We start from the raw sequence: 25,683 nt of genomic DNA, 5'->3' as shown, positions 1-25,683 counted from the left end.
TACTCCATCCACCGCAAGGCGCCCACACAAGTCACCTGCGCACACTGTCAAAGATCAATCACTTGCAACCTGTTCTTCAGATCGCCCCGTGAACATTTCGTTCCGGGTGAGCCGCCCATTCTACATCTCTTTCGCCTTCCGTCAACACCCAATTTTTGGAAAGTTGTTTCAGGGAGGGGAACCTTCAACCGGCGACTTCTCGTCGAAGGGGTCGAAATAATAGCGCCTGCCCGGGAGTCTGTGAAGGGGTAAAAGCGGATTTGATGACGGACACGTGACCGTCGCCCATGGAGCCCCGCCACAAGGCGTCTATCCGCCCGACTCCGACACGCTAACTGCAGGGCAAAAAGCCAGGGCGTCCCGCAAAGGGCCCTGGCTTATCAAACAGGCTCAACCTCAGGCGGATTTTTCGGCGGGCGCAACCGCCACAACGACCGCATGAGCGGACCAATGGGCGTCGGTTGCTGCGGAGTTCGCCGTCCGGCTGGCTAACGGCTCATGCGCCGGGACCAAGCCGACGCGATAGGGCACCAATGCTTCGGGACGCAGCTGTTCCAGTGCGTCCCAGTCGTCTTCGAAGGGGATGAATTGCTGCATGGCCATTCCTCGGGGATGGGATCTCGCGAGGATCATTCCAGCAGGGAAAACGGCCAGCGCGCTGGCGAAATCGGGCGATTTGCAGGCAGCGCGCGGCAGATCAGTCGATTTCGATCATCTCGAAATCGTCTTTGGTCGCGCCACAATCAGGACACGTCCAGGTATCTGGCACATCGCTCCAGCGTGTACCCGGCTCGATACCCTCCTCCGGCAACCCCAGTGCCTCGTCATAGATAAAGCCGCAAACCACGCACATCCATTTGCGCAAGGTGGTTTCGGTGGAAGTTTGATTCATGGATTACGTCACCAGATGTAGGTTAATGGCACATTCTCGCAACTCCCCCGCCAATGCGAAAGCGGGCCGGATTAAAGTGCTGACCATAAGGTGATGCAAGTTGCCGCAACGCCGCACCGGGGATGTCGTGGGTGGCGATAGACGGGACCACGCCGGACAATGACGTACCGTGAACAGCGGGCGCAGATGCCCCTGATCTTCGTCGCCGGATGTAGCGACAGCAAGCAGCAATTCACTCTTGGACCCCCTGATCGAGTTTCCCCATGACGAATCACGAATTGTTCCAGCGCGCCTTGCAACTGATGCCCGGCGGCGTGAATTCCCCTGTACGCGCATTCAAGTCGGTGGGTGGCGAGCCCTTTTTCACCGCACGCGCCGACGGCGCTTATTTATGGGATGTGGAGGGCAAGCGTTACATCGACTATGTCGGCTCGTGGGGACCGATGATCGTCGGACACAACCATCCCAAAGTGCGCGAGGCTGTCGAACGGGCGGTGCGCGACGGCTTGTCGTTCGGTACACCCTGCCCCGCCGAAGTCACCATGGCCGAAACGATCGTAAAGCTGGTGCCATCGGTGGACATGGTGCGCATGGTGAACTCCGGCACTGAAGCAACCATGTCCGCCATCCGCCTCGCACGTGGCGCCACCGGTCGCAGCAAGATTGTGAAATTCGAAGGCTGCTATCACGGGCACGGTGACAGCTTCCTGGTCAAAGCCGGCTCGGGCGCGCTCACTTTTGGCGTACCCACGTCGCCCGGCGTCCCCAAAGCCAATGCCGATCTCACGCTGACCCTGCCTTACAACGATCTTGCCGCCGCGCAGGCACTTTTCGCTGAGCAAGGGGCTGATATCGCTGGCCTCATCATCGAGCCGGTTGCCGGCAACATGAACTGCATTGCGCCGAAGGATGGCTATCTGCAGGGGTTGCGCGAACTCTGCACGCTCCATGGTGCGCTGCTCATCTTCGACGAAGTCATGACTGGTTTCCGGGTCGCGCTCGGCGGCGCCCAGGCGCAATACGGCATCACGCCCGACCTCACCACCTTCGGCAAGATCATTGGTGGCGGCATGCCGGTAGGCGCCTATGGCGGCCGTCGGGATCTGATGGAGCAGATCGCGCCCGCCGGCCCGATCTACCAGGCGGGCACCCTAAGCGGAAATCCGGTGGCCATGGCCGCAGGCTTGGCAATGCTGGAACTGGTGCAAGCGCCCGGCTTCTACGACACACTTGCCGCACGTACCCGGCTGCTTACGGATGGGCTGCAGGCCGTGGCCGATGGCGAGGGCATTCCCTTCAGCACCAACCGGGTAGGTGGCATGTTTGGCCTGTTCTTCACCCACGAAAAGGTGCACAGCTACGCACAGGCCACCGCTGCGGATACTGCGATGTTCAATCGCTTCTTCCACGGCATGCTTGAGCACGGTATTTATCTGGCGCCCAGTGCATTCGAAGCGGGCTTTCTTTCATCGGCACACCGTGACGAAGACATCGCGGCGACACTGGATGCCGCCCGTGCCGCCATGCGTATGGCACGCGCCGGCTGACCACCCATGACCAGGCACAAGCCCTTTGCCGATGCATTCGGCCCTGCTACGCAAACGGGTTGGCGTGCGCGCTGGTTCCACATCATTTTCGGGCACGAAGACGCAGCGGGACGCCTTTTCGACGTCCTGTTGATCATTGCCATCCTGGGTAGCATCACCGTCGCCGTCTTCGATAGCGTGGCGCAGGCGCATGCGCAGTACGGCAAGCTTTTCTATGCACTCGAGTGGCTGTTTACGCTCGCTTTCACGTTGGAATACGTGATGCGCATTCTCGTGATCGACCGGCCATGGCGTTACATACGAAGCTTCTTCGGTATTGTCGACGTGCTTGCTGTGCTGCCGACCTGGATCAGCCTGGTGGCCGCGGGAAGCCAGTATTTGCTGGTGGTGCGTGCGCTGCGCATTCTGCGCATCTTCCGAATCCTGAAACTCACGCGTTATGTGGGCGAAGCGGATCTGCTGTGGTCCACGCTGATTCGCGCTCGCCGCAAAGTGCTGGTCTTTTTCAGCACGATTCTGACCCTGGTGCTGATTTTCGGCGCATTGATGTATCTCATCGAAGGCCCCGAGGATGGTTTCACCTCCATCCCCACCTCGATGTACTGGGCCATCGTGACGATGACCACTGTGGGCTTCGGCGATATCACGCCAAAGACCACGCTCGGCAAGATGCTGACCTCAGTGATCATTCTGATCGGCTACAGCATCATTGCCGTACCCACTGGCATTTTTACCGCAGAATTGGCGGCAGGCATGCGCACCAAGCGCAAGTATCGGCCTTGCCCGCAATGCGGCCAGGCCGATCATGAAGGGGACGCCAGTTATTGTCGGATCTGCGGCACCGTGCTGCCAACCGATAACGACTGACGTTGTTACACCCATCCAAAGATCACCAGACCCCAGTGTTCGGCATGGACGCCCACGGTTCGCGCGGCGGCAGGCGTCCTTCCTGCAACAACTCAATGGAAATCAGATCCGGCGAGCGCACGAAAGCCATATGTCCATCTCGCGGCGGACGGTTGATGGTGTAACCCATCGACTGCAGGTGTTCGCAAGTCGCGTAGATGTCCTTTACGCGAAACGCCAAATGACCGAAGTTGCGCGCGGAACCGTAATCCTTATCCGAACCCCAGTTGTGAGTCAGCTCGACTTCCGACTCAGGACTTTCCGGTGCAGCCAGATAAATCAACGTGTATTTGCCTTCGGGCACATCCATGCGGCGCACTTGCTGGAGGCCAAGCCCTTCGCAATAAAAGCGCAGTGAAGCGTCAAGGTCGCGCACGCGAACCATGCTGTGCAGATATTTCATACTGATATTCCTATCGTTACCGCCTGATCAAACTTATTACCGTGCGACGAACGCGCTTAATGCAGCACGAAGGCGTGCGAGTCCATCGGCAAGATCTTCATGCCCAATGTTCAACGGCGGCACGAAACGCAGCACATCCGGACCTGCCTGCAACACCAACAAGCCATGAGCGGCAGCAAAATCAAGGATCTCGCCCGCTTTGCCACGATACTTTTCCGACAACACCGCACCCAGCATCAAACCGCGGCCACGCACCTCGGAAAAGATCTGGAACTCCGAACCCAGTGACATGAGTGTTTCGCGCAACTTTGCAGATTGGTGCTGTACGTTCTGCAGCAACGCCGGCGAAGCAAGCTTGCGTAGCGCCACGCGTGCGACGGCGGCAGCCATCGGATTGCCTCCGAACGTGGTGCCGTGCGCGCCGAACTGCATGACACTGGCAACCTTCGGCCCCGCCAGCATGGCCCCGATCGGAAAACCGCAACCAAGCGCCTTGGCCAAGGTCACGATGTCCGGTGTCACGTCATCCTGTGCATGGGCGAACAGCGTACCCGTGCGCCCCATGCCGCACTGGATTTCATCCAGCACCAGCAACGCACCATGTTCATCGCACAGCTCCCGGACACGCTTGAGAAAGCCTGGCGCAGCCGGCAGCACGCCGCCTTCGCCTTGCACCGGCTCCAACATCACGGCAGCCACATCATTGGCGACGAACGCATGTTCCAGGGCAGCTGCGTCATTGAAATCCAGGTAACGGAATCCACCCGGCAGCGGCTCGTAACCTTCCTGATATTTAGGCTGCGCGGTTGCCGTCACCGTTGCCAACGTGCGCCCATGGAATGAACCGCGGAAAGTGATGATGACCCGCTGTTCCGGCGATCGTCCCTGCGCAGTTGCCCATTTGCGCACGAGCTTGATCGCCGCTTCGTTGGCCTCCGCGCCCGAGTTGCAGAGAAATACACGCTCGGCGAAGCCAGACGCCTCCACCAGCTCTTGCGCCAGATGCAACGGCGGCTCGGTGTAGAACACGTTACTGCTATGCCAGAGCTTGCCGGCCTGTGCGGTCAGCGCGGCAAGCAGGTCCGGATCCTGATGGCCTAGCGCATTCACGGCAATGCCGGCGCCGAAATCCACGTAGTCGCGATTTTCCGTGTCCCACACCCGCGCCCCCTTGCCGTGATCGAGCACCAAATCGCGCGGCTTGTACACCGGCAGCCAATAACGTTTGCCGAGATCGACCAGAGAAGACACGAAAGACTCCTGTATTTGATACGTGTGGAATGCATGGCACGGCCGCAACGACCGTGCCATGGGATGAAGATTGGGGTGAAAGCATCCTAGCCAGCCCGTCTCGCTGACGCCAGCCTTTCGGCCATACGCAAGCGTTGTGCATGCTGTCGCGAGCTGTATCAGTTCTGTTACACCCGGGGGAAACCGCATCACAGCAACGTTCCTCCGCGCTTCCTGCCGCCTGCGCCTGTAACAGGCTGTGACAACTCCCTCCACGCCACGTCGACGTAGTCTTTACGAAGGCCGCGGTTTTGCTGGGTTTTCAGCTGCTGGCACGGTGTTTGCCCTCCATTCATTAGGGAAATGAGGGGAGGCTCGCCCATGGACAGCACCCGCCAACGTATCCATAACCAGGTATGCCGTTGCGCATCCGTCGCGATCATCTCTGCGATGGGGCTGTCGCCCACCATTTCATTTGCGGACGGCGCGCACGTAGCCCAGAAGGCCGGGCCTGGTGACATCGTGCTGATCCGTAACGTTGCGGCGCGTCCCGCCGACCGTAACCCCACCGCACCTGGGATGGCGCTGATGGTCAACGCGTCACCCAACCCGCAGCTCAACAGCGCCATCAATGGCAACGGCAGCAGCGGCGAGATGACCGATACGGAAATCGCCGACCTTACCGCCAATGTCAGCTCCGGCAATGGCGGTTCCGGCCAGAACAGCGTGCAGCGCTCCCTGAATTCGGCCTTGGGTATCAACACCGGCGGCAACAACGCGGGGGGAAACACCGCCAGTAATGGCGTGAGCAATCTGGTCAGCGGCCCGGCCGGCGCAGCAGGCTCCATTACCGACAGCACGCGAAGCCTTGGCGACCAGGTGACCAACGCCGTCTCGCAAATTCCCATGATCGGCGGCCACTAGGGGTAAGCCATGAAATGCTCGCTCCGCCGCCTTGCAGTACGCATGGCTAGTCCACTAGCCCTCGCGATGTGCGCAAGTGCATTGGCGCAATCCACGCCCCCGGAAAGCTACGCGGCCATGCTCAATTACCTGGACAACGACACCATCGGCGGCAACGCGCTGGAAGGTACACAGGGCATCAGTTCAGTCAACACCGCGGCCGGCAATGGCAATCTTCAAGGCAACCTGCATGCGTTCGCCCTGGGATCGCAGGCCCAGACGCTGATCCAGGCACAGCAACACACACGCAACTATTCAACACCGGGCGCAACGCTCTATGCCAGCGCCATCATCAGCGGCAATGCCTATGACAACGGTCAAGGTATCGCTTCCATCAATCAGGTCAGCGGCAACAGCAACACCCAGTTGAACGGCGTTGCGGCAACGCTGGCCAGTCAAGGCATACGCGAAGCGACGGACGGCACCCTGTCGGCCGCTGTCTCCGCGTCGGCAGGGGGGCAACCATCGTCGAATCCACATGCACAGGCCGGCGGCACGCGGAGCGTGGGAGTCGATCCGTCCGCAATGGAAGGATTCAACGGTGTGATGCAACTCAACCAGGTCGCGGGGTCTGGCAATGCATCGGACAACTTGCTTTTGTTGTCCGCGCCACCTTCCTCGCATTGAATGCAACCTGAAATACCCAGTTAACTGGAGAGGACACCATGAACGCTAATCTTAGAAGGACTTTGATAGCACTGACCGTACTGAGCGCCTTTGGCGCTTCGCTGGCATATGCCGGCGACAACGACGGCAGCAGCGGCACGAGCGTGAAGATCACCAAGAAGATCTCGCTGAGCTCCAACATCAACGTCAACGGCAATCCCTACGTCAGCGGCAACATCGACATCAATGCTGCAGCAGTTGCGCTTTCCCAGAGCACACAGAGCGGTAACTACAACTGGGTGTCGAACAACGGCGCGGTCGTCAATGACTCCAACATCAGCGGAGACGTTGGCAACTCGGCATCGGGCAACGTGGGCGTGAACCAGGCCGCAGGCGACTTCAACGCTCAGGGTAACAGCGCCGCGATCGCGGCAGCTGGCTCGTCATCGTCATCGTCGGGCGATGCAAACTTCACCTTTGGTTGCGATTACGGCAACTGCGGTGGAGATCCCGGCAGCAGCAGCGCCGGCGGCATGGCCGACGCCGAAACGTTTGCTCACCAGAGCCTGTCGGGCACCAATACCAGCAACCAGGGCACGACCAACAGCACCAACATCAGCGGCGATGCTTTCAACGGCGCGTCGGGCAACATTGGTGTGAACCAGGCGTCGGGCGACAACAACGAGCAGCTGAACTCGCTCGCCGCCGCCACCACGTCGAACAACGTGTATGCACTGGCAACCTCGACGCTCGATCAGGAATGGTCTGGCAACAAGGTCTCCAACGACCCGTACGACGAATTCTGCTTCTATCAGCAGAACACCAGCAACAACGCCAATCTGTCGGGTGATGTGCTCAGCGGCGCCAGCGGCAATATCGGTGTAAACCAAGCCTCGGGCACCGGCAACCTGCAGAGCAACAGCCTGTCCATGGCAGTCGCCAACCCCAAGTAATGGAGATTGGTTAGGAGCAATGCGCCGTCGCGAGACGGCAACGAGGGCGGTAACCCGGCGACATGCCGCCGGGCACCATGTGGAAGCCCCCTGCCCGTCCCCTGCGGGCAGGGGGTCTTCCCTTCGTAAGGACGAGGGGAGAGGGAACGTGCGACTTGCTGGCTTGAACATCATTGGCCTGCTCGGGCTCGCCATCGTGTGCCTGAGCACGCATGCCTACGCAGGTGAAGTGAGCTTCACTGGTGTGCTGCCCAATGGCGCGCAATACGTCACGCGCGTCAACAGCATGCAGGAGATCCATTTCGCCAATATCGTCCGGCAGCACACCGACTACAGCTGCGGTGCCGCTGCACTGGCGACGATCCTGCGCTATGCCTATAACCTGCCCGTCGACGAGAACACCGTGATCGACGGCATGCTTGGCGTCGCCGACCCGGTGTTGGTCAGGCAGCGCGGATTTTCCATGCTCGACATCAAACACTACGTCGAGCTTCTTGGCTTCCGCGGACGTGGTTATCGCGTGGACGCCACCCGGCTTCGCACCTTGCGCGTACCGGTGATCGTGCTGATGGATGTGCGCGGCTACCGGCACTTTGTCGTCCTGAAACAAGTGCATGACGATCAGGTCGAACTTGCCGACCCCATTCTCGGCAACCGCACCATGCAGCTGAACGACTTCATGAAAGCCTGGCCATCGCACGTTTTGTTCGTCGTGATTGGGAGCGACTTCGACCGCAACACCGTTCTGCTTCAGCCGGTCGACAAGCCCAGCGCACGGAGCCTTTTTGCACGCCAAGGGAGCGGCGCCATCACTGACGCCGAATTACTGGATTTCGGCTTTACTCACGCCGATCTGAATTCGTTTTGAGGGATCCGGCAATGTATAAGCGTTCACTGATATTCACTGCACTTGCACTCATTCTCGGGTGCCGATGCGCGGCCGCATTGGCCAACGATAACGCCGATGAGCATCTTGGCGCAGGTATCCACGATGTCACCGATGAAGAACTTTCCACCATGCGTGGGCGCTACACCGTAGGTGACAACACGGTTGTGTGGTTTGGCGTGGAAATGATTTCCACCTTCCAGACCAGCAACGGACAAACCGTCCAGGGCAGCATGACCTTGGGCATGAATTTCAACAAGAACCCCAATTCGCCGCAGGTGACCTTTGTACCGACGGTCACCATCACAACGCCTAATGCGCCGCTTCCGACCGCATCCACAGTTCAACCGCTGGTGAGCCGAAGCGTGCAAAGCGGCGGTATCGCCAATGTCGGCGGCCTGGTTCAAAGCGTACAAATTGCCGGTGACAACAACGCAACAGCCAATGTCACCATCCTGAACATACAAAATGGCGGAAGCGGCCCCAACACGTCCGGCACCAGCAATAGCAGTACAACGACAAGCTCCACCAACTCACCTTCGCCGTCATCAGCCAGCATCAACATCGACGGATCGATGATCAACATCGGTTCTTCCACCACCACGGTTACAGGAGGAAACGGGGACTACGGCAACACATCCAACGGAAACACGCCAGCCACGACGACGAACACCGGAGTCAACTCAGCTAATGGCCGCACGGCCACTGTCGGCGACGCCTCGGTTTCATCGACGTATTCCAATGCCGGCGCCGAGGTGACCACGTCGATCGCCGGACAAGGTTCAACCTCGGAATGGATTCATGCTGGAAGCCTCGGCCAAACCATCGCGCTTACGACGGATAACGCGGTAGTGACCAATCAGTTGATTATCAATCTCGTCACGCAGCAGTTGAGTTCGACGGAACAGCTCGCTCATTCGCTGACGCAGTCGCTCAACCTGTCCCATCTCAACGGCCACTGAGCGCGCGCCCTAGCCCAGCACGCGCTCCCACGCAGGGGATACGATCATGCGCAAGACACTTTTGGCCACCGCTGTGGCATGCAGTTGGATCTCTGGTTTAGCGAGTTTTGCCGCTTTTGGACAGGATGCCCAATCCACCGCATCCACCGCCGCTGGCCAGGCGGCCAGCGCGCAAAATCAGGCGGACGTGCAGGAACTCGTCCGCCAATTGCAGATGCTGAAAGTCAATTACGCGCAGGAAGTGCGGCGGCTGCGCGTACTCGATGCCGAAGTGCAGGCGCTGCAAGCACGACTCGCCGGGAAGGTTGGCGGCGTACCGCTGCCTGCCGAAGCGGCACCTGGGACTGCGTCCCCGTATGCAGGTACTGCCGGCAATAACGCGTCGGTCGAAAACTCCCAGGCGGCCTCGACCACCCAGGCGGCACAGGCCAGCACGTCGACGCAAAGCCGAAGCGTGCAAGATGTACTGGAGCAGCAACAGAACGCCTACTTCAGCCGCAAGTTCACGCTCGAAGACGATTTGACCTACAACCATTACGATCGTGCCGAGCTCACGCTCAATGGCTTCCTGGCACTGAACTCGATCTTCCTCGGCAATATCGCCATCGACCGCGTCACCTCCGATTCGCTAACCAACGACCTGATCGGTCGCTATGCGATCACGCCTCGGCTCAGCCTGAATCTCGATGTGCCTTATGTAGGTCGCAGTACGGATTACCAACAAGGCGGCGCCGGTGGCTCGGCCGCCGCGCTCGATGAAGCCAGCTCTACCGGCAAAGGGCTGGGTGATGTCAACTTCTCGGTCAACTACAAGGTCCTCACAGAAACCCGTTATCGTCCCGATACGGTACTTACGCTCGGCGTGACTGCACCCACCGGACAGGCACCCTATGGCATCAAATGGCTCGACGTCGCCAGTTCGCAATACGAGGAATTCGCCGTGCCGGACAGGCAACCGACAGGCAACGGCGTATGGCAGGGAACGTTGGCCTCGTCATTCGTCAAGACGATCGATCCGGCGATCGTCTTCGGCAATATCGGCTACATCCATTCCTTTATTCGCAGCTTCAGCGATATCGATACGGATCCTGAAGTCACCACGCCGGGCAGCGTGAAACTGTCCGACGTGTATTACTACGGCGCCGGCATTGCGTTTGCCTTCAATGATCGAGCGAGCCTGAGCCTTTCTTTCAGCGACCGCATCAACGGCAAGGATTCGCTGCGTGAAACGGGCGGCCCGTGGACCAAGATCATTGGCAGCCAGGCCAATGCGGCCGTCTTGAACCTTGGGTTCACCTACGCAGCCAGTCCGCATACGACGATCGTGACGATCCTCGGCATGGGCATGACGCCGGATGCGCCGGACTTCACACTGACGTTCAAGATCCCCTACATGTTCTGAGCATCGCAAGACGGACGCGCAGGCATTGCGCCTGCGCGTCCGCTTTATTTTCAATGCATGTCTTCCAGCACGAGCTGGTGCTTCTTGCACAGTCGGTAGATGGTGACGCGTGACACCTTGAGGCGGCGCGCGCATTCGCTGATATTGAAGCGAGTTTCACGCAGGCAGGCGACGACGGCATCACGCTCGGCCGAAGTACGTGTAAGACCCAGGCTTGAATGGCCGGTACGCGTGGTGATCACATCCTGCAGATCCAGGTCAGCCACACTGATCTGCGCACCTTCTGCAACGACGGCAGCGCGCTGCACGCGATTGAGCAGCTCGCGTACGTTTCCAGGCCAACTGAAATCGCGCAACGCCTTGCGCGCCAGCGCACTGAATGTGCGCGCGTTGCAATCGTGTTGCTTGCGGAACGCATCCAGGAACAGCTGGGCAAGTTGCAGCACGTCATCGGCGCGCTCGCGCAGCGCAGGCATGCGCAGGCGAAGTACATTGAGCCGGTAATACAGGTCCTCGCGAAAACGGCCTTGTGCGACGGCTTTTTCCAGATCGACGTGGGTCGCGGCCAGCACCCGTACATCGAGCTTGATCGACTGCGTGGAGCCGACGCGCTCCAGCGTACCTTCCTGCAACAATCGCAGCAGGCTGATCTGCGCATCGGGTGGCAGGTCGCCGACCTCGTCCAGGAAGACGGTACCACCTGCAGCCGCTTCGAAATGGCCGATACGCCGCGCATTGGCGCCAGTGAAAGAGCCGCGTTCATGACCGAACAGCTCCGACTGCACCAGATTCGCCGGCAGCGCACCACAATTAATCGCCGCGAAGGGCCGATCCCGTCGCGGCGATAATTTATGCAAGGCGCGTGCTGCCACTTCCTTGCCGGTACCGGTTTCGCCGGTAACCAATACCGGGAGATCCACCGGCGCATATTTTCTCAGGCTGGCGACCACGGCCATCATCGCCGGACTTGAACCGGTGATGCCGGGCACATCGGCATACGCAATAGGCGCGGGTACATCACCTGCCAGATTGCCGAGCGTCTCGATCAGACGCTGCATATCGATGGGTGCAGTAAAGAAATCGATGCTTGCGCGCAACACGCGTTCCACTTCCGGCGTCTGCACTACTGTCTCTGCGGAGAGCAACGCCAGCCAGGGAAGCCGTGGATGATCGGCCATCAATTTGGCCATTTGCCCCAAGGTGTCGATATCGGCTTTGCGCAGATCGGCCATCGCAACGACCACGTCGCCACGCCGGATGCCTACGCCATTTCCTTGTGCATTCGCATCCGCTACACGCGTGTGCCAGCCAGCCTGAGCCAAACGCGTTCTTTCAATACCGGTTGGCTCACCAAACCACACCACACACCGTATCGACGTGTCGCTAGTCATCGCAACGCCTCCCTCCAGGATTGCTGGTCTAATGCCCTGACCGTCCTGGACAGGTTCATGCCCCAACCCCAAACCAGCCTGCGCCCGAAGAATGTGGCGCAGTTCACAGAATATACACCGGTTTCTCTCGATGTGGTCATTTTTTAAGCAGGCAAACCAACAGCCCCGCCATCAAAGTGACGTGGATCGGATACTACGCCAGGAATCACGGCGGCCTGATGACAGGCCGGCAAAAATGATTTTGAACGATTTAATTCAGGAACAGGTCGGGTAACAGGCGAGCGCCCGGCTGGTAGGCATAGCCGTCAAAGTCATGAATGCCCGCTTCGCGCAGCACGTCCTCGTCGATGGCGAAGTGCCCGGTATATTGCCGAGCCGGCTGGGTCAACATCGCATAAGCGGCGTCGGCCACGATCTCGGGGCGGCGGCACTGCTCCGGCTTGACGCCCTCGATCATGGCGATAGCCGCCGTGGCAATCACCGTGCGCGGCCATAGGGCGTTGACCGCGATGCCTAGTGGCGCAAACTCGGCGCTCATGCCCAGCACACACAAACTCATGCCGTACTTGGCGATGGTGTAGGCGGTGTGCGGGGCGAACCACTTCGGGTCCAGGTTCGGTGGCGGTGCCAGCATCAGCACGTGCGGATTACTCGCTTTCTTCAAATGCGGCAGGCAGGCCTGGGTCACCATGAAGGTGCCTCGCGAGTTCACCTGATGCATCAGGTCATAGCGCTTCATCGGCGTGCCTTCGGTGCCGGCCAGCCAGATCGCGCTGGCATTGTTCACCAGGATGTCGATGCCGCCGAAGCGCTCCACCGCCTGCGCCACCGCGGCGTGCACCTCGGCTTCCTCGCGAATATCCACCTGTAGTGCGAGTGCCTTGCCGCCCGCCGCGTCCACTTCGGCGGCAGCGGTATGAATGGTGCCGGGCAGCTTGGGATTGGGCACTCCGCTCTTGGCCGCAATCACCACGTTGGCGCCGTCGCGCGCAGCGCGCAAGGCGATGGCCAGGCCGATACCGCGTGAGGCACCGGTAATGAACAGGGTCTTGCCGGCAAGGTTGCTCATCGAATGCTCTCTCAGGCTTTCTGGAAACGAGGCAGGATATCGCGCAACGTGGCCAACCGGCGCAGCGGATCAGTCATTTCCAGCAATTGCTGCTGCTCATCACCGGCCAAGGGCAGCAGTTCAGCCAGCCGGAAGCTCAGCCACCCCGCATCCTCATAAGAACTCCGCGGCGCGTGCCGCCACTGCGGCCCCATGGTTTCAATCAAACGTTCCAGGATGGTCTGCAGCAGCGTGTATTCCACCGGTACTTGTTGTGCTGCCTCGTTCGGCCACAGCTCCACCTCCCCGCGCAGCAATCCATCCGAGCGCACGCGTGTGCGTAACACGCGAAAGCGCTCGCCACCTTCGGTTGCGATCCCGAGCAGACCATCCTCACGATGATTGAAGTCGGTAATGCGTGCCAGGGTCCCTACTGCGGCGGGACGCGCCGGGGCGCCCACCTCGTTCCCTTCCAGGATCAGGCACACGCCAAAAGCCGATCCTGTCCGCGTGCACTCGCGCACCAGATCCAGGTAGCGTGGTTCGAAGATGCGCAATTGCAACTGTCCGCCCGGATAAAGCACGGTGTTGAGCGGGAACAGTGGCACTTCAATAAAAGGTAGCTGGGCAGCCATGGCCGCATGATAAAGCCTGTCACTGGACGACCGACACCTGCTCGCGGCAGAGTGCGATGGTCAACACGAGGGATGACAAGGATGACTGTTATTGACCCGGCTACTACGCCACCAGGCACGATGCCTGCATCTGAATCATCTGCGCGGCCCGTGCTGCAAGTCCGCGGACTGGAAAAGTCCTTCAAGCAACGCCAGGTGCTGAAGGCCCTGGATTGGCATGTTCCGACCGGCCGCGTGGTCGGCCTGCTTGGCCGCAACGGCGCGGGCAAGACCACCTTGCTGCGCTGCCTTTTGGGGCTGTCGCCGATCAACGGTGGCTCGATCGAGCTATTCGGTGAGCCGATGATCGAACCGGGCGGCGAGCGTATGCATCGCATCGGCTTCGTGCCGCAGACATTCGACTTGTTCCCGTGGATGAAGGTACGCGCGTATCTGGATTTCACCGCAGCGTTTTATACGCGCTGGAATCAGATCCTGGTTGATCGCCTGCTTGCCGACTGGGAACTGGATGCAAAGCAGAAGATCGGTGAGCTCTCGCAAGGCCAGCGGCAGAAGTTGGCGATTGTGCGCGCCATTGCGCCCGATCCCGACTTGCTGGTCCTTGACGAACCGGTGGCCAGCCTCGACCCGCAAGCACGCCGCGCTTTTATGGGGGAATTGCTGACCTTGATGCGTGCGCCGGGCAAGACGGTGATCTTCTCCACGCACATCACCGCCGACCTTGAACGCGCGGATGCAGACATCGCCCTGCTCCGTGACGGCCGCATCCAATTTACGCGTCCGTTGGCCGAACTGCGCGAGCGCCTGAAGCGAGTGATCTTTCAGCGCGCGGACGGCTGGTCTCAGCCACCCGCGGTTGCCGGTGTCATGAAGAGCCATGTGCAGGGCGATCAGGCGATACTGCTGGTCGAAGATCCGGTCATCGACAGCCTGCATGCGCTGGCTGCTCGCGAAAACGCAAACCTGCGAATCGAAGTTCCGACCCTGGAAGATCTGTTCGTGGAGTTGGCATGAACACCGCCTGGCAATTGTGGCTGCAATTGTTTCGGCGTGTCCCGGTGCTGGTGGTGCTGGGCAACGTGTTGCGGCTCGCCGCGCTGTATTTCGCGGTGCAATGGCTGCGCGGCGAACCGAGGTTGGCGCCTTTGACCGCCTGGCTATTCGGCATGGCCTCCTGGGTCTGGCATATCGGCCAGGGATTCAACCTTCGCAGTATCTGCATCCCCGAAAGTTTCCTGCTGCCACAGTTTCGCCGCCGCCTGCTTGAATACGGTGCGATCGATATCGCCATCTGGGTGCTGCTGCCGCTGCTATTCGTCTTTATCCTGAAGCTGCCGTATACCCTGTTGATCGCCAGCATCCTGCCGCTGGTTCCCGCATTCGGCCTGCTCATGGGCAGCAACCCACGCGCCAGCGTGTTCATCTGGCCCGTCTTCATTGTGCTTGGGTGGGCTCCGCGCTTTTTTGTAGAACTCACGGATGATGCCCTGCATTCCCCGCTGACGCCCTTGCTGATCCTGGCGCTGACTGCCTTGCTGCTAAGGTTCAGTCTTGCGCCGTTGTTGCGCATCGAAGACCGTGAAGCCGATACATCGCCGCTGGAAAGTACCGGCCTGAATCGCGGCTCGACGCGCCATGCTCCCGGCGAACCACAACGCCTGGGCCGCCTTGGCAAGCGCCTCAACGCGTTGTACGACTGGACATCACAGCGCGCCATGAATCGCGCACTGGCCGGCTATTCCCGTCGTCCCGACCTTGCGCATCGCATGCTGCTGGTGCGCCGATTGCTGCTGCCTCACGACAATCCCGAAGCCATCGCGCTGCGGATTATCCTGGTTGCAGTGATCGTCTCCTTTTATTTCCTCGCGATGTTGCATCGTCAGCGGGTTGAGCCGGCGGTGATTGGCGCCTACACGATCATGCTGAGTCTCTCGCGATTCCCCCAGCTGAATATCGGCATGGCCCTCATGCGCCCGAACATGGCAGACCTGTACCTGACGCTGGCGCCGGAAACCCGCGCCGAGTATCAAAAGACCATTTCAGATGCATTGCTGATCCTGGTGCCGATCAGCATGCTTACCGCCCTCACCTATACCGCGCTGGGTGCGGTGCTGGTGCACGCGGCAGATCCCTGGCACATGTTGTTCGTGGCGCTCATCGTGTCCGCAGCCGCAAGTCTGGCGGCACTCTCTCTTCATTTGATCGGGCCGGAGAGCAGAACCGGACGCAGTATCGCCAACCTGGTGATCCTGTTCGGCGTGATGGCGGTGTACTGGGGCGGCTACTGGCTGGTCGGCGCGACGGGCTACCTGATCGGTGGCGGCGTGCTTGCCGTGGTCACGCTGGGCTTCGCGTTGACGGTGTGGTTCGCCGCACAGCGTGAATATCAACAGCGCGCGCCGCGTTTCGACGCACCGATCGGCTAGGGCCTGCCCAGCGCAGCAACGAAACGGCGCGGCGCATTCTCGAAGCCACCGTTGGACATGAACACCACATGGTCGCCCGCTTGGGTTTGCGTCTTCAGTGTCGCCAGCAATGCATCAACGCTCGGCGCCGTGCTGGCGCGGCCGTGCAAGGCATCGGTGACTCGCTTGGCATCCCACGGCAACTCAGGACGATGCAGGAAGACAACACCATCGGCATCGGCCAGGGACGGCGCCAGTCCGTCGGCATGCGCGCCCAGGCGCATGGAATTTGAGCGCGGCTCAAGTGCCACCAGGATACGCGCCTTGCCCACCTTTGCACGCAGGCCAGCCAGGGTCGTAGCGATGGCGGTGGGATGGTGTGCGAAGTCGTCGTAGACGCGCACTCCGCCGATATCGCCCACCAGCTCCATGCGGCGCTTCACACTCTGGAAGGTCGCAAACGCCGGCAACAGTGCGCGCGGATCGGCACCGGCCGCCGTCGCGGCAGCCAGCGCAGCGAGTGCGTTCATCACGCTGTGATCGCCCAGCAGCGACCAGCGCACGTCGCCGATCGATTCGCCCTTGTAGCGTATGCTGAAGGCCGAACCATCCACCGCGATCAACGTTGCCTGCCAGTCGCCCTTGCCGATGCCGAAGGTTTCCACGGGCGTCCAGCAGCCCATGGCCAGCACTTCTTCGAGATACGCATCGTGCGCATTGACGATCAGCCGCCCGTTGCCCGGGACGGTGCGCACCAGATGATGAAATTGACGTTGGATCGCGGCCACGTCGGGGAAGATGTCCGCGTGGTCGTATTCCAGGTTATTGAGGATGGCGATGCGCGGGCGGTAATGCACAAACTTCGAACGCTTGTCGAAGAAGGCACTGTCGTACTCATCCGCTTCGATCACGAAGTGCTTGCCCTGCCCCAGACGTGCAGAGATACCGAAATTGCCCGGCACGCCACCGATCAGGAAACCGGGCGCCAATCCGGTGCTGTCGAGCAGATGCGCCAACAGGCTGGTGGTCGTGGTCTTGCCATGCGTACCGGCCACTGCCAGCACCTCTCGCTCGACCAGCAGGCGCTCACCCAGCCATTGCGGGCCGGACACATAGCGAAGCTGCTGGTTGAGCATGTACTCGACGGCGGGATTGCCACGCACCATCGCATTGCCCACCACGACCAGATCCGGCGCGGGTTGCAGATGCTCCGCCTGGTAGCCCTGCATCAAGGCGATGCCGAGCGACTCGAGCTGGGTGCTCATCGGCGGATAGACGTTGGCATCGGAGCCCTCGACCGTTTCACCGAGTTCGCGCGCCAAGGCAGCGACGCCGCCCATGAAGGTGCCGCAGATACCGAGGATGTGAAGACGCATGCGAGACCTGTATGTGCGTTGACGCCCTCTCCCCTCTTAAGAGCGAAGAGAGAGTGGAGAGGAGTGAGGAGTAAGAGAGAGCAAGAGCGGTGTGGTTCTTCTCTTACTTCTCACTCCTCTCCACTCTCTCCTTATGGGGAGGGGGAGCGACAGGCATCAACCGCTGGCTGCGGCCGCTTCGTTGGCCAGCGCAAGCTTGACGCGAGCGGTAACCTCATCCAGCTCACCCACGCCATCCACCACCTGCAGCTTGCTGCGGCGGGCATAGAAATCGGCGACCGGCGCGGTCTGCTCCGCGTAAACCTTGAGACGATCGCGCACCACCACCGGATCATCGTCCTTGCGATGTTCGGCAGCGAAGCGGATTTCGCAACGCTTGATGATCACTTCGTTCGGCACTTCCAGCTTCACCACTGCATCGAGTGGCTGACCGATCTTGGTCAGCAGGTGATCCAGCGCATCAGCCTGCGCCAGGTTTCGCGGGTAGCCGTCGAGGATGAAGCCGGATTTGACATCGGCCTCGGCCAGGCGCTCTTCCAGCATGCCGAGCAGGAGGTCATCGGAAACCAGTTGGCCGGCATCCATGACCGCCTTCGCTTTAACGCCAAGGGGAGTACCTGCTTTCACGGCGGCGCGCAGCATGTCGCCGGTCGAGATGTGCGGCACGCCGAGTTCGGTCTTCAGCCGAGCGGCCTGGGTACCCTTGCCCGAACCGGGCGCACCAAGGAGGACAAGTCGCATAGAACCCCACAAGATCCGAGTTCTGCCGCACACTGCGACAGTTCCACAGATTCGTAAATGAATACAGGTCAAGGTAACGTCTGCGGGGGGTGTCGTCAAACCGCGGATTGTCCGAATTTTCGCCAAGTGCCTGATCCCTATGAGATCCGAGCTTGCAGCCTTACTGTCACATGGCCACTGAGAACCGTCTGGAGAACGCCCGATGAAGCCCAAAGTCCGCCCCGCCACCGGCCGCCTGCTGTACGCCCAATCTGGCGGCGTGACCGCCGTGATCAACGCGACCGCGGCAGGTGTGATCCAGAACGCCCGCACCCACGGCATCAAGGTCTATGCGGCACGCAACGGCATCCTCGGCGCGCTGCGCGAGGATCTGATCGATTCCGGCAAGGAGACCGCCGCGGCCATCGAAGCACTACGCCACACGCCGGGCGGCGCCTTTGGCTCATGTCGTTACAAGCTGAAATCACTGGAAGCCAACCGCGCCGAATACGAGCGGCTGATCGATGTGCTGCGCGCGCACGACATCCGTTGGTTCCTCTACAACGGTGGCAACGACTCCGCCGACACCGCGCTGAAAATCTCCCAGCTCGGCAAGGCCATGGGTTATGACATCCGCTGCATCGGCGTCCCCAAGACGGTGGACAACGATCTGGCCGTTACCGATTGCTGCCCCGGCTTCGGCTCGGTGGCCAAGTACACCGCCGTCTCTACCCTGGAGGCAAGCCTGGACGTGGCTTCGATGGCCGACACCTCGACCAAGGTGTTCATCCTGGAGGTGATGGGCCGCCATGCAGGCTGGATTGCCGCGGCCTCAGGGTTGGCCGGCGAAGGCGCTGACGCGGCTCCGCACATCATCTTGTTCCCGGAACGCGTGTTCGACGAAGCCGCCTTCCTCGCCAAGGTGAAGGCCACGGTCGAACGCGTCGGCTGGTGCACGGTGGTGGCCTCCGAAGGTATTCGTAATGCCGAGGGCCAATTCCTGGCCGAAGCAGGTACTCGCGATGCGTTCGGCCACGCCCAGCTCGGTGGCGTTGCGCCCGTGCTCGCAGCCTTGGTCAAGGAAAAACTAGGCTACAAGTATCACTGGGCCTTGCCTGATTATCTGCAACGCTCCGCTCGTCACTCGGCTTCCAAGACCGATGCGGACCAGGCGTACGCGGTGGGCAAGGCCGCTGTCGATTACGCGCTGGCTGACATGAACGCGGTGATGCCGGTCATCGTGCGCACCGCCGATGCGCCGTATCGCTGGAAGATCGAGCCGGCGCCGCTGGACAGGATCGCCAATCGCGAGAAAAAAATGCCGGCCGGATTTCTCACCCGCGACGGCTTCGGTATCACGGCCGCTGCGCGGCGTTATCTTGCACCCTTGATCAAGGGTGAAGCGCCGCTTCCTTACGGCAAAAACGGATTGCCATCCTATGTGCAGCTCAAGAACGTGGCCGTTGCACGCAAGCTTCCTGATTTCAAGGCGTAGCGGCCACGCAAACGGTGCGGTGCGCGTCAACCACCGGCGGCCGACCTCGACCGCGACGGTTTTCCGCAAACCGCAGTTGATGCTGGTTGACTTGCCATGCGGCATCGTTGCCGCACTGACTGGCCCATAGCACGCTGGCATGCTTCCAGAGCTCGAGCAGATCGTCAGGTAACGCCTTCGATCCCTGCGCGGCTCGCTCCAGATAACCGCAGGCGTCGGCAGGCATGCCGTCCTGACTGGCACTGGCCGCAAGCAGGCCCAACGATTCCGTGTCCTCAGGCGCCAGCCGGCTGAGATCCGCAGCGAGCACACGGCGCTCTTCTTCATGCTGCAAGGCCAGTGCCGCTTTGAGTGCACAGCGAAGTGCCCGTGCCGCGAGCGGTGACGTCGAGCCGAGCGCAGGGCGCACAAAGGCGAGCGCTCGTGCGCAGGCTGCGTTCCTCTCCTGGAGATCCTCTTCCTGAGAGGCCTGGGCATGCGCGAGTTCACCCGCCTCGACGCAGAGGGCCGGATCGGCACCATCCAGGTGCGGCGCGAGCAATGACTCCGCACGTTGCAGCAGATCGCGGCGCCCCGCACAGCTCTCGACGCGCAGGCGCCCTTGCGCCATGTGGATCCACGCGGATGCATACAGGCCGCCGTCCGCATCATGCGTTGAAAGACGATCGAGCGCGGCGTCCACTTCGCCATAGCGGGCCTGTGCGGCAGCACCGGTCAAGGGAGTGGCCATTGCGCACAACAAATCGACCCATGCCGCAAGCATCGTCGGCGATGTCTCAGTTTGTATCTCACCGGCATACCGTGCGTGCAACTCGCGCAGACGCAGGCGCAGCGCCAATACGCTCGCGGGATTCAAGTGCGCCTCTTTCAGCTCGGCGCGCAGCAGAGCCGCCAGCCAACGGCTGTGTTCCGGTCTGGTCACGGTGGCCTCGACGGCATCCTGCAACAAGGCGATGGCTTCGTTCAGTCGAGCTGGCTCCAGGTCCGATTGCATGCCGGCGGCCGTCGTCGTCAACGATTTCTGCAGCCACCATGTGGCATCCCGACCCGGCATCGGCCCCATCGCGATGGCCTGACGCAGCAAGTCTTCCGCCTCTGCCTGGCTGTGCTGATCGATGACGGAATCCTGCAGGGTGCGACGGCAGAGCGCTTCACCCAGCAAAGCGAGCAGCAACTGCTGATGTGCCGCCTCGAAGTGGAAGGGCTGCCGCAAGATGTCGATGCAGTAGTGCAATAGCGACGCTTGTGCGGCGGCGTTCTTCTCCCGTCCCGCCAGATGCAACAGGCAATGCCCCAGGCGCAACCGGGCAGCCATGTCCTGCGACCGGAAGCTGAGATAGGTTTCCAGTGCGCAAATAGCCTGCACATGGTCCGCATCGCTGCGGCTCTGCCGCGCCAGTCGCCAGCGGATGTCGGCATGAAGCGCGGCGGTGAGACGCGACACCGGATGGCTGTTATCCAGATACAGCGGATCCGGCAACAGCCCCGGTCGCCCAGGGCTCTCCTCAGCTGGACGTTCGCGCTGCAAATCGCGCAGGAATGACGCGATCGGCGTCAGCGCCTGCCCCAACTCGCCCCGCTGCAACAACAGCCGTGCGCGGCGCAGATCCCGGACAGGAGCGCTCGCCATGTCGGAACGGTGTGACGGCGTCACCGTGATCTGTACGGTGGTGCGCGGCTCGAAGAATGCCGGATTCAACACCGTCGCCATAGGAGTGGCCGCTGTCGGAATCGATTCCATCTCACTGGGTGATGTCGCTGGCATAACGGGAACGGCCTCGCTTGTAATCTCGGGAGCGGATAAGGATTCAGGGTTCAACACTGGCGCCTCAGGAGCAGCCACTGCCGGAACCGGTTCCATCTTCACCGGTGGCGTGGCCGGCGTAGCGGGCATGGCCTCACCCGGAACGTCGGGAACCGGTGCAGACGCCTGGCGTGCGGGATGTTCTTCAAGCGCCGGCGCACGCTGCGCAAGAGTCCATTCCGATGCTTCGCGGCGGAGCGCCCAGCGCATGCCGAGAACAATCAGCGCGAGCACCGCAGCCGCCAGCCACCATACGTAATCGAGTACTTCCATCGCGGCAGCTTTTGCCGCCTGAGGGGGCAACACCAACTCGGCATCGCCAACGTCATCGGAATTGTTGATCGCGGCGGCTTGTGTTGTCTGGGGGGACAACACCACTTCGGCATCGCCGACGACCTCCGGTTTCGGAACCGCAGCGACAGGCGGCGTGCGATGCACGGCGGCTTGCCTGTGACCGGTTACAGCCGGTGCCGTTTCGGCGATTGCCGCAGGATGCTGCTGCGTGGAAGCCTGCTGCACTGGCGAATGCGATGCCTGCGGCTTTACGGGCTCAACAGCCGACTCGCTTCGAGGCCCGGTAGATGGCGCCGTTTGCGTGTTCGTCGACTTGGCAGCTACGCACGCCGCCAGACTCATGTATCCGGCCAACGATCCTGCCAGGAGCAGGCGCGATGAGCATCGCGCCTGCTGGTCGAGTTCGCCCGACTGTCTGCGGTGTCCAAACTCGCCCATGACTGCGAACCCGCATCGATCAAAGTTCGACGAGGTTTTCAAACCCCGCCGAAGTGTCCTGATGCACGGCAATCACGTTCTGATTGACGAAGCCAGGAAAGATGTTGTGCTTGCTGCCGCTGAAGTTGGACGGGTTGTACAGGTGGGGCAAGTGCGACCAACAGCGATAACCCTTCGCCTTCAGCGCAGCGATTCCACTGAGCGCCAGATCCATCGTCGAAAGACGGAAGTAGATCGCCGGCTTGTACTCGCGCAACATCCCACCGGCCCCGGCGAGCACCGCCAGCAGACAGCCCGGTGGATTGATCTTCAGCAGTTGCAGCGCCGGAAGCTCGATTGAGTCGAGTGCGGCCAGCCGCGCACGCTCCTGCGGATGACCAGGCGAGGCCGGCAGATCCACCTGCCCGTTCCGATCACCCAGCGTGACATGGTGCGGATAGACGTTTTGCAGGCCATTGAGCGCGACCGACGTACACAGCGTGATGTGCGCCAGGCGGCGCGGCTCAATCACATGTACCTGGCCGGTGCCGCCAACCAGGCGGGCCAGACCGAGCGCCTGCGCACCCAGCTCGGCGCCGTACTGGACGGCGATGCTGCCTTCGTCCAGCAAGGCGGCGATGATGTCGAGCTCGTGCTCGGCCCATTCGCCGTAGCTCTTCAGCGATTGCGTGACGAGATCATCCGTCTGGCTGGCCGGCACGATGCCGTAACGCGTGTTCCACATCGGCACCATCGGCTGGGCCGGTGCGGCGGCGGGAGCGTGGCTGGGGGTGATGTGCGCGTCCTTGGTGATGGTGGCCGCGTCCATGACGTTCATGATGTTCTCAACGTGATTCATGGCGTTTCTCGATTAGGTGACCGGATGAAGTGAAGTGCGCCATACACCGGCCGTGGGAGGCTTTGGGCTCTAGGGTTTCTCCGGTTTCACGCCGCTCAAAGGAGGTACTCACCGGACACATGCAAGGTTAGTCATGCACTCTTCGCAGACATATCGGACCAGACCGAATTTGAATTCGGATTCTTCCCAAATTGAGGTTTTCGCCCAAGCCACGCGTGGCACCCGCTGCGTTGCACAACATGGAATCCACAAAGGTCTGCCTATACTCACCCCAGGAAAAATCTGGGACGCCCCTCCAGTCCGCCGCTCCGGCGCATACCGAAACGGCGGACAGGTTGTTTCAGGGCTCTCTCAGAATTGTCCGTAATGGACGATCGATGCCGGGCCGCCTATGCACCCGGCAGCATGGCTCACAACTGATGGGGAGGCACCGATGCTGCAGCAGTACGGCTTGTGGATCGCGTTGGCTTGCGCGGTCGTGGCGATTTTGTATGGAGCGTTTTCAGTACGTTGGGTGTTGGCGAAGTCGCCGGGCAACGAACGTATGCAAGAAATTGCCTCCGCGATTCAGGAAGGCGCACGGGCGTATCTGAACCGTCAGTACCGCACGATCGCCCTGGTGGGCCTCATATTGCTGATCATCATCGGCTTTGCACTGGATTGGGGGACGGCGATCGGCTTTGCGATCGGCGCGATCCTGTCCGGGGCCACCGGCTATATCGGCATGAATGTTTCGGTGCGCGCCAATGTACGTACGGCTGAGGCGGCCCGCGGCGGCCTGGCCTCCGCGCTTAACGTAGCGTTTCGCGGTGGCGCGATCACCGGCATGCTGGTGGTGGGCCTGGCCCTGCTCGGCGTAGCGGGCTACTACGCTGCGCTGACCCACTTCGGCTATGACACCGAGCACGCCTTGCACGCGATGGTGGGCCTGGCCTTCGGTTCCTCGCTGATCTCCATCTTTGCCCGTCTGGGCGGTGGCATTTTCACCAAAGGTGCGGATGTCGGCGCGGACCTGGTCGGCAAGGTCGAGGCCGGCATTCCGGAGGATGATCCGCGCAATCCCGCGGTAATCGCCGATAACGTCGGCGACAACGTTGGCGACTGCGCGGGCATGGCTGCCGATCTGTTTGAGACCTATGCCGTCACGTTGATTGCCAGCATGTTGCTGGGCGGTGTGCTGGGCGATCAGGCCGGCTCGAACTCCGTGCTCTATCCGTTGCTGCTCGGCGGCGCCTCGATCATCGCGTCGGTGATCGGCACGTTCTTTGTGCGCGCCGGCGGCGGCGCCAAGATCATGAGCGCGTTGTACAAAGGTGTGATCGTGTCGGGCGTGCTGGCTGCGCTCGCATTCTGGCCGATCACTTCCATACTGATGGCCGATGCCACGCTGGGCGTCACGCGTTTGTATGGCAGCGCGTTGATTGGTCTGGTGCTAACCGCAGTGATCGTGGTGATTACCGAGTACTACACCGCGACCGAGTATGGTCCAGTACGCCATGTGGCACAGTCATCGACCACCGGTCATGCCACCAACATCATTGCCGGTATCGGCGTTTCGATGAAATCCACCGCGCTGCCGGTGTTGGCGGTGTGTGCAGCCATCTGGGGCGCTTTTGCCTTGGCCGGCTTGTACGGCATTGCCGTTGCCGCCACCGCCATGTTGTCGATGACCGGCATGATCGTGGCACTCGATGCCTATGGCCCGATAACGGACAACGCCGGCGGCATCGCCGAAATGGCCGAGCTGCCGCCGGAAGTGCGCGGCGTCACCGATCCGCTTGACGCGGTTGGCAACACCACCAAGGCGGTGACCAAGGGTTATGCGATCGGTTCGGCCGGTCTCGCCGCGCTGGTGCTGTTCGCCGACTACACGCATCGGCTGGCGCTGGATCATCCTGGCCAGACCTTCACCTTCGATCTTTCCGATCACCGGGTGATCGTGGGCCTGCTGATCGGCGGCCTGATTCCCTACCTGTTCGGCGCGATGGCGATGGAGGCGGTCGGCCGTTCGGCGGGCGCGGTGGTGGAAGAAGTGCGCCGTCAGTTCCGCGAAATCGCCGGCATCATGCAAGGCACCACCAAGCCCGATTATTCGCGCGCGGTGGATATGCTGACCAAATCGGCGATCAAGGAGATGATGATTCCCTCCTTGCTGCCGGTGCTGATTCCGATCCTGGTGGGCTTCCTGCTCGGCCCGGTTGCGCTGGGCGGCCTGTTGATCGGCACCATCGTCACCGGTTTGTTCGTCGCCATTTCGATGACCACCGGCGGCGGCGCCTGGGATAACGCCAAGAAGTACATCGAAGACGGCAACTTCGGCGGCAAGGGTTCGGATGCCCACAAAGCTGCCGTCACCGGCGACACCGTGGGCGATCCCTACAAGGATACGGCGGGCCCCGCGGTGAATCCGCTGATCAAGATCATCAACATCGTGGCGTTGTTGCTGATTCCGCTGCTTTGATGATTACTCTACCGATTCCCCTCGCCCG

Annotated in this window: 23 protein-coding genes; 12 read left to right on the top strand and 11 right to left on the bottom strand. The window is 61.2% G+C overall.

What is annotated here, in order from left to right:
- Positions 1–396: 396 nt before the first annotated feature.
- Both ISP19_RS00535 and ISP19_RS00530 read right to left on the bottom strand, forming a co-directional pair.
- Entirely contained in the window at positions 397–597 is a 201-nt protein-coding gene (locus tag ISP19_RS00535; protein WP_204678386.1) for a hypothetical protein, read from the bottom strand.
- Between the two features lie 100 nt (positions 598–697).
- A complete protein-coding gene (locus ISP19_RS00530; protein ID WP_204678384.1) occupies positions 698–892 on the bottom strand; it encodes a rubredoxin in 195 nt (64 codons plus the stop codon).
- A gap of 263 nt (positions 893–1,155) precedes the next feature.
- On the opposite strand from ISP19_RS00530, the gene hemL reads away from it, so the two are divergent.
- Positions 1,156–2,439, top strand: coding sequence for a glutamate-1-semialdehyde 2,1-aminomutase (gene hemL / locus ISP19_RS00525; protein ID WP_204678376.1), 1,284 nt, complete (start codon positions 1,156–1,158; stop codon positions 2,437–2,439).
- Between the two features lie 6 nt (positions 2,440–2,445).
- Positions 2,446–3,306 (top strand): ion transporter, encoded by an 861-nt coding sequence (locus tag ISP19_RS00520; RefSeq protein ID WP_204678375.1) that lies wholly within the window; start codon positions 2,446–2,448, stop codon positions 3,304–3,306.
- 22 nt (positions 3,307–3,328) lie between these two features.
- On the opposite strand, the gene ISP19_RS00515 is transcribed toward ISP19_RS00520, so the two are convergent.
- Complete coding sequence (locus ISP19_RS00515; protein ID WP_204678374.1) at positions 3,329–3,748, bottom strand: VOC family protein; 420 nt, start codon at positions 3,746–3,748, stop codon at positions 3,329–3,331.
- 36 nt (positions 3,749–3,784) lie between these two features.
- Positions 3,785–4,999, bottom strand: coding sequence for an acetylornithine transaminase (locus tag ISP19_RS00510; RefSeq protein WP_284385314.1), 1,215 nt, complete (start codon positions 4,997–4,999; stop codon positions 3,785–3,787).
- A 360-nt stretch (positions 5,000–5,359) separates the two neighbouring features.
- On the opposite strand from ISP19_RS00510, the gene ISP19_RS00505 reads away from it, so the two are divergent.
- From ISP19_RS00505 to ISP19_RS00480, 6 genes are all read left to right on the top strand, one after another.
- Positions 5,360–5,902 (top strand): hypothetical protein, encoded by a 543-nt coding sequence (locus ISP19_RS00505; protein ID WP_204678372.1) that lies wholly within the window; start codon positions 5,360–5,362, stop codon positions 5,900–5,902.
- 9 nt (positions 5,903–5,911) lie between these two features.
- Positions 5,912–6,568 (top strand): hypothetical protein, encoded by a 657-nt coding sequence (locus ISP19_RS00500; protein WP_239556294.1) that lies wholly within the window; start codon positions 5,912–5,914, stop codon positions 6,566–6,568.
- 38 nt (positions 6,569–6,606) lie between these two features.
- Positions 6,607–7,500 carry a hypothetical protein gene (locus tag ISP19_RS00495; RefSeq protein WP_204678371.1) on the top strand — a complete coding sequence of 298 codons (894 nt, stop codon included), beginning with the start codon at positions 6,607–6,609 and terminating at the stop codon, positions 7,498–7,500.
- 163 nt (positions 7,501–7,663) lie between these two features.
- Positions 7,664–8,368 (top strand): C39 family peptidase, encoded by a 705-nt coding sequence (locus ISP19_RS00490; RefSeq protein ID WP_239556300.1) that lies wholly within the window; start codon positions 7,664–7,666, stop codon positions 8,366–8,368.
- 11 nt (positions 8,369–8,379) lie between these two features.
- On the top strand, positions 8,380–9,348 hold the full coding sequence (locus ISP19_RS00485) for a hypothetical protein (protein ID WP_204678368.1): 969 nt from the start codon (positions 8,380–8,382) through the stop codon (positions 9,346–9,348).
- Positions 9,349–9,394: 46 nt separating this feature from the next.
- Positions 9,395–10,750: a hypothetical protein gene (locus ISP19_RS00480; protein WP_204678366.1), complete on the top strand. Its 1,356-nt coding sequence runs from the start codon at positions 9,395–9,397 to the stop codon at positions 10,748–10,750.
- 50 nt (positions 10,751–10,800) lie between these two features.
- Here the strand turns inward: ISP19_RS00480 and ISP19_RS00475 are convergent, their stop codons facing one another.
- The 3 genes from ISP19_RS00475 to ISP19_RS00465 form a co-directional block, all read right to left on the bottom strand.
- Entirely contained in the window at positions 10,801–12,141 is a 1,341-nt protein-coding gene (locus ISP19_RS00475; protein WP_204678364.1) for a sigma-54 dependent transcriptional regulator, read from the bottom strand.
- Between the two features lie 250 nt (positions 12,142–12,391).
- Complete coding sequence (locus ISP19_RS00470) at positions 12,392–13,210, bottom strand: SDR family oxidoreductase (protein WP_204678362.1); 819 nt, start codon at positions 13,208–13,210, stop codon at positions 12,392–12,394.
- 11 nt (positions 13,211–13,221) lie between these two features.
- Positions 13,222–13,824 carry an LON peptidase substrate-binding domain-containing protein gene (locus ISP19_RS00465; RefSeq protein WP_204678361.1) on the bottom strand — a complete coding sequence of 201 codons (603 nt, stop codon included), beginning with the start codon at positions 13,822–13,824 and terminating at the stop codon, positions 13,222–13,224.
- An 81-nt stretch (positions 13,825–13,905) separates the two neighbouring features.
- Between ISP19_RS00465 and ISP19_RS00460 the strand changes: the two genes are divergently transcribed.
- Together ISP19_RS00460 and ISP19_RS00455 are read left to right on the top strand one after the other, a co-directional pair.
- On the top strand, positions 13,906–14,838 hold the full coding sequence (locus tag ISP19_RS00460) for an ABC transporter ATP-binding protein (protein WP_204678360.1): 933 nt from the start codon (positions 13,906–13,908) through the stop codon (positions 14,836–14,838).
- Complete coding sequence (locus tag ISP19_RS00455) at positions 14,835–16,250, top strand: hypothetical protein (RefSeq protein ID WP_204678357.1); 1,416 nt, start codon at positions 14,835–14,837, stop codon at positions 16,248–16,250. Before ISP19_RS00460 ends, ISP19_RS00455 begins: the two co-directional genes overlap by 4 nt.
- Here the strand turns inward: ISP19_RS00455 and mpl are convergent.
- Both mpl and ISP19_RS00445 read right to left on the bottom strand, forming a co-directional pair.
- Entirely contained in the window at positions 16,247–17,605 is a 1,359-nt protein-coding gene (gene mpl / locus ISP19_RS00450; RefSeq protein ID WP_204678355.1) for a UDP-N-acetylmuramate:L-alanyl-gamma-D-glutamyl-meso-diaminopimelate ligase, read from the bottom strand. The genes ISP19_RS00455 and mpl overlap by 4 nt on opposite strands.
- Positions 17,606–17,761: 156 nt before the next feature.
- Entirely contained in the window at positions 17,762–18,346 is a 585-nt protein-coding gene (locus ISP19_RS00445) for an adenylate kinase (RefSeq protein ID WP_204678353.1), read from the bottom strand.
- 202 nt (positions 18,347–18,548) lie between these two features.
- Here ISP19_RS00445 and ISP19_RS00440 point away from each other — a divergent pair, with 202 nt between their 5' ends.
- A complete protein-coding gene (locus ISP19_RS00440; RefSeq protein ID WP_204678351.1) occupies positions 18,549–19,820 on the top strand; it encodes a 6-phosphofructokinase in 1,272 nt (423 codons plus the stop codon).
- Here ISP19_RS00440 and ISP19_RS00435 read toward each other — a convergent pair.
- Positions 19,810–22,143: a hypothetical protein gene (locus ISP19_RS00435; RefSeq protein ID WP_204678349.1), complete on the bottom strand. Its 2,334-nt coding sequence runs from the start codon at positions 22,141–22,143 to the stop codon at positions 19,810–19,812. The genes ISP19_RS00440 and ISP19_RS00435 overlap by 11 nt on opposite strands.
- 232 nt (positions 22,144–22,375) lie before the next feature.
- Positions 22,376–23,194: a class I SAM-dependent methyltransferase gene (locus ISP19_RS00430; RefSeq protein ID WP_204678347.1), complete on the bottom strand. Its 819-nt coding sequence runs from the start codon at positions 23,192–23,194 to the stop codon at positions 22,376–22,378.
- A 433-nt stretch (positions 23,195–23,627) separates the two neighbouring features.
- Between ISP19_RS00430 and ISP19_RS00425 the strand changes: the two genes are divergently transcribed.
- Positions 23,628–25,655 (top strand): sodium-translocating pyrophosphatase, encoded by a 2,028-nt coding sequence (locus ISP19_RS00425; protein WP_204678345.1) that lies wholly within the window; start codon positions 23,628–23,630, stop codon positions 25,653–25,655.
- The last annotated feature ends 28 nt before the right edge of the window (positions 25,656–25,683 follow it).

This window comes from Dyella flava, from assembly GCF_016904955.1.
GTDB classification, from domain to species: domain Bacteria; phylum Pseudomonadota; class Gammaproteobacteria; order Xanthomonadales; family Rhodanobacteraceae; genus Dyella_B; species Dyella_B flava.
Note: the sequence above shows the minus strand (reverse complement) of the source record. Positions and strands in the feature narration are given on the sequence as shown.

Bases quoted from the DNA above. Each gene is read 5' to 3' on its own strand.
- ISP19_RS00515 (WP_204678374.1), bottom strand. From the start codon at position 3,748: ATGAAATATCTGCACAGCATGGTTCGCGTGCGCGACCTTGACGCTTCA.
- ISP19_RS00475 (WP_204678364.1), bottom strand. From the start codon at position 12,141: ATGACTAGCGACACGTCGATACGGTGTGTGGTGTGGTTTGGTGAGCCA.
- ISP19_RS00530 (WP_204678384.1), bottom strand. From the start codon at position 892: ATGAATCAAACTTCCACCGAAACCACCTTGCGCAAATGGATGTGCGTG.
- ISP19_RS00425 (WP_204678345.1), top strand. From the start codon at position 23,628: ATGCTGCAGCAGTACGGCTTGTGGATCGCGTTGGCTTGCGCGGTCGTG.
- ISP19_RS00430 (WP_204678347.1), bottom strand. From the start codon at position 23,194: ATGAATCACGTTGAGAACATCATGAACGTCATGGACGCGGCCACCATC.
- ISP19_RS00485 (WP_204678368.1), top strand. From the start codon at position 8,380: ATGTATAAGCGTTCACTGATATTCACTGCACTTGCACTCATTCTCGGG.
- ISP19_RS00465 (WP_204678361.1), bottom strand. From the start codon at position 13,824: ATGGCTGCCCAGCTACCTTTTATTGAAGTGCCACTGTTCCCGCTCAAC.
- hemL (WP_204678376.1), top strand. From the start codon at position 1,156: ATGACGAATCACGAATTGTTCCAGCGCGCCTTGCAACTGATGCCCGGC.
- ISP19_RS00470 (WP_204678362.1), bottom strand. From the start codon at position 13,210: ATGAGCAACCTTGCCGGCAAGACCCTGTTCATTACCGGTGCCTCACGC.
- ISP19_RS00445 (WP_204678353.1), bottom strand. From the start codon at position 18,346: ATGCGACTTGTCCTCCTTGGTGCGCCCGGTTCGGGCAAGGGTACCCAG.
- ISP19_RS00500 (WP_239556294.1), top strand. From the start codon at position 5,912: ATGAAATGCTCGCTCCGCCGCCTTGCAGTACGCATGGCTAGTCCACTA.
- ISP19_RS00535 (WP_204678386.1), bottom strand. From the start codon at position 597: ATGCAGCAATTCATCCCCTTCGAAGACGACTGGGACGCACTGGAACAG.
- ISP19_RS00505 (WP_204678372.1), top strand. From the start codon at position 5,360: ATGGACAGCACCCGCCAACGTATCCATAACCAGGTATGCCGTTGCGCA.
- ISP19_RS00480 (WP_204678366.1), top strand. From the start codon at position 9,395: ATGCGCAAGACACTTTTGGCCACCGCTGTGGCATGCAGTTGGATCTCT.
- ISP19_RS00455 (WP_204678357.1), top strand. From the start codon at position 14,835: ATGAACACCGCCTGGCAATTGTGGCTGCAATTGTTTCGGCGTGTCCCG.
- ISP19_RS00495 (WP_204678371.1), top strand. From the start codon at position 6,607: ATGAACGCTAATCTTAGAAGGACTTTGATAGCACTGACCGTACTGAGC.
- ISP19_RS00440 (WP_204678351.1), top strand. From the start codon at position 18,549: ATGAAGCCCAAAGTCCGCCCCGCCACCGGCCGCCTGCTGTACGCCCAA.
- mpl (WP_204678355.1), bottom strand. From the start codon at position 17,605: ATGCGTCTTCACATCCTCGGTATCTGCGGCACCTTCATGGGCGGCGTC.
- ISP19_RS00460 (WP_204678360.1), top strand. From the start codon at position 13,906: ATGACTGTTATTGACCCGGCTACTACGCCACCAGGCACGATGCCTGCA.
- ISP19_RS00520 (WP_204678375.1), top strand. From the start codon at position 2,446: ATGACCAGGCACAAGCCCTTTGCCGATGCATTCGGCCCTGCTACGCAA.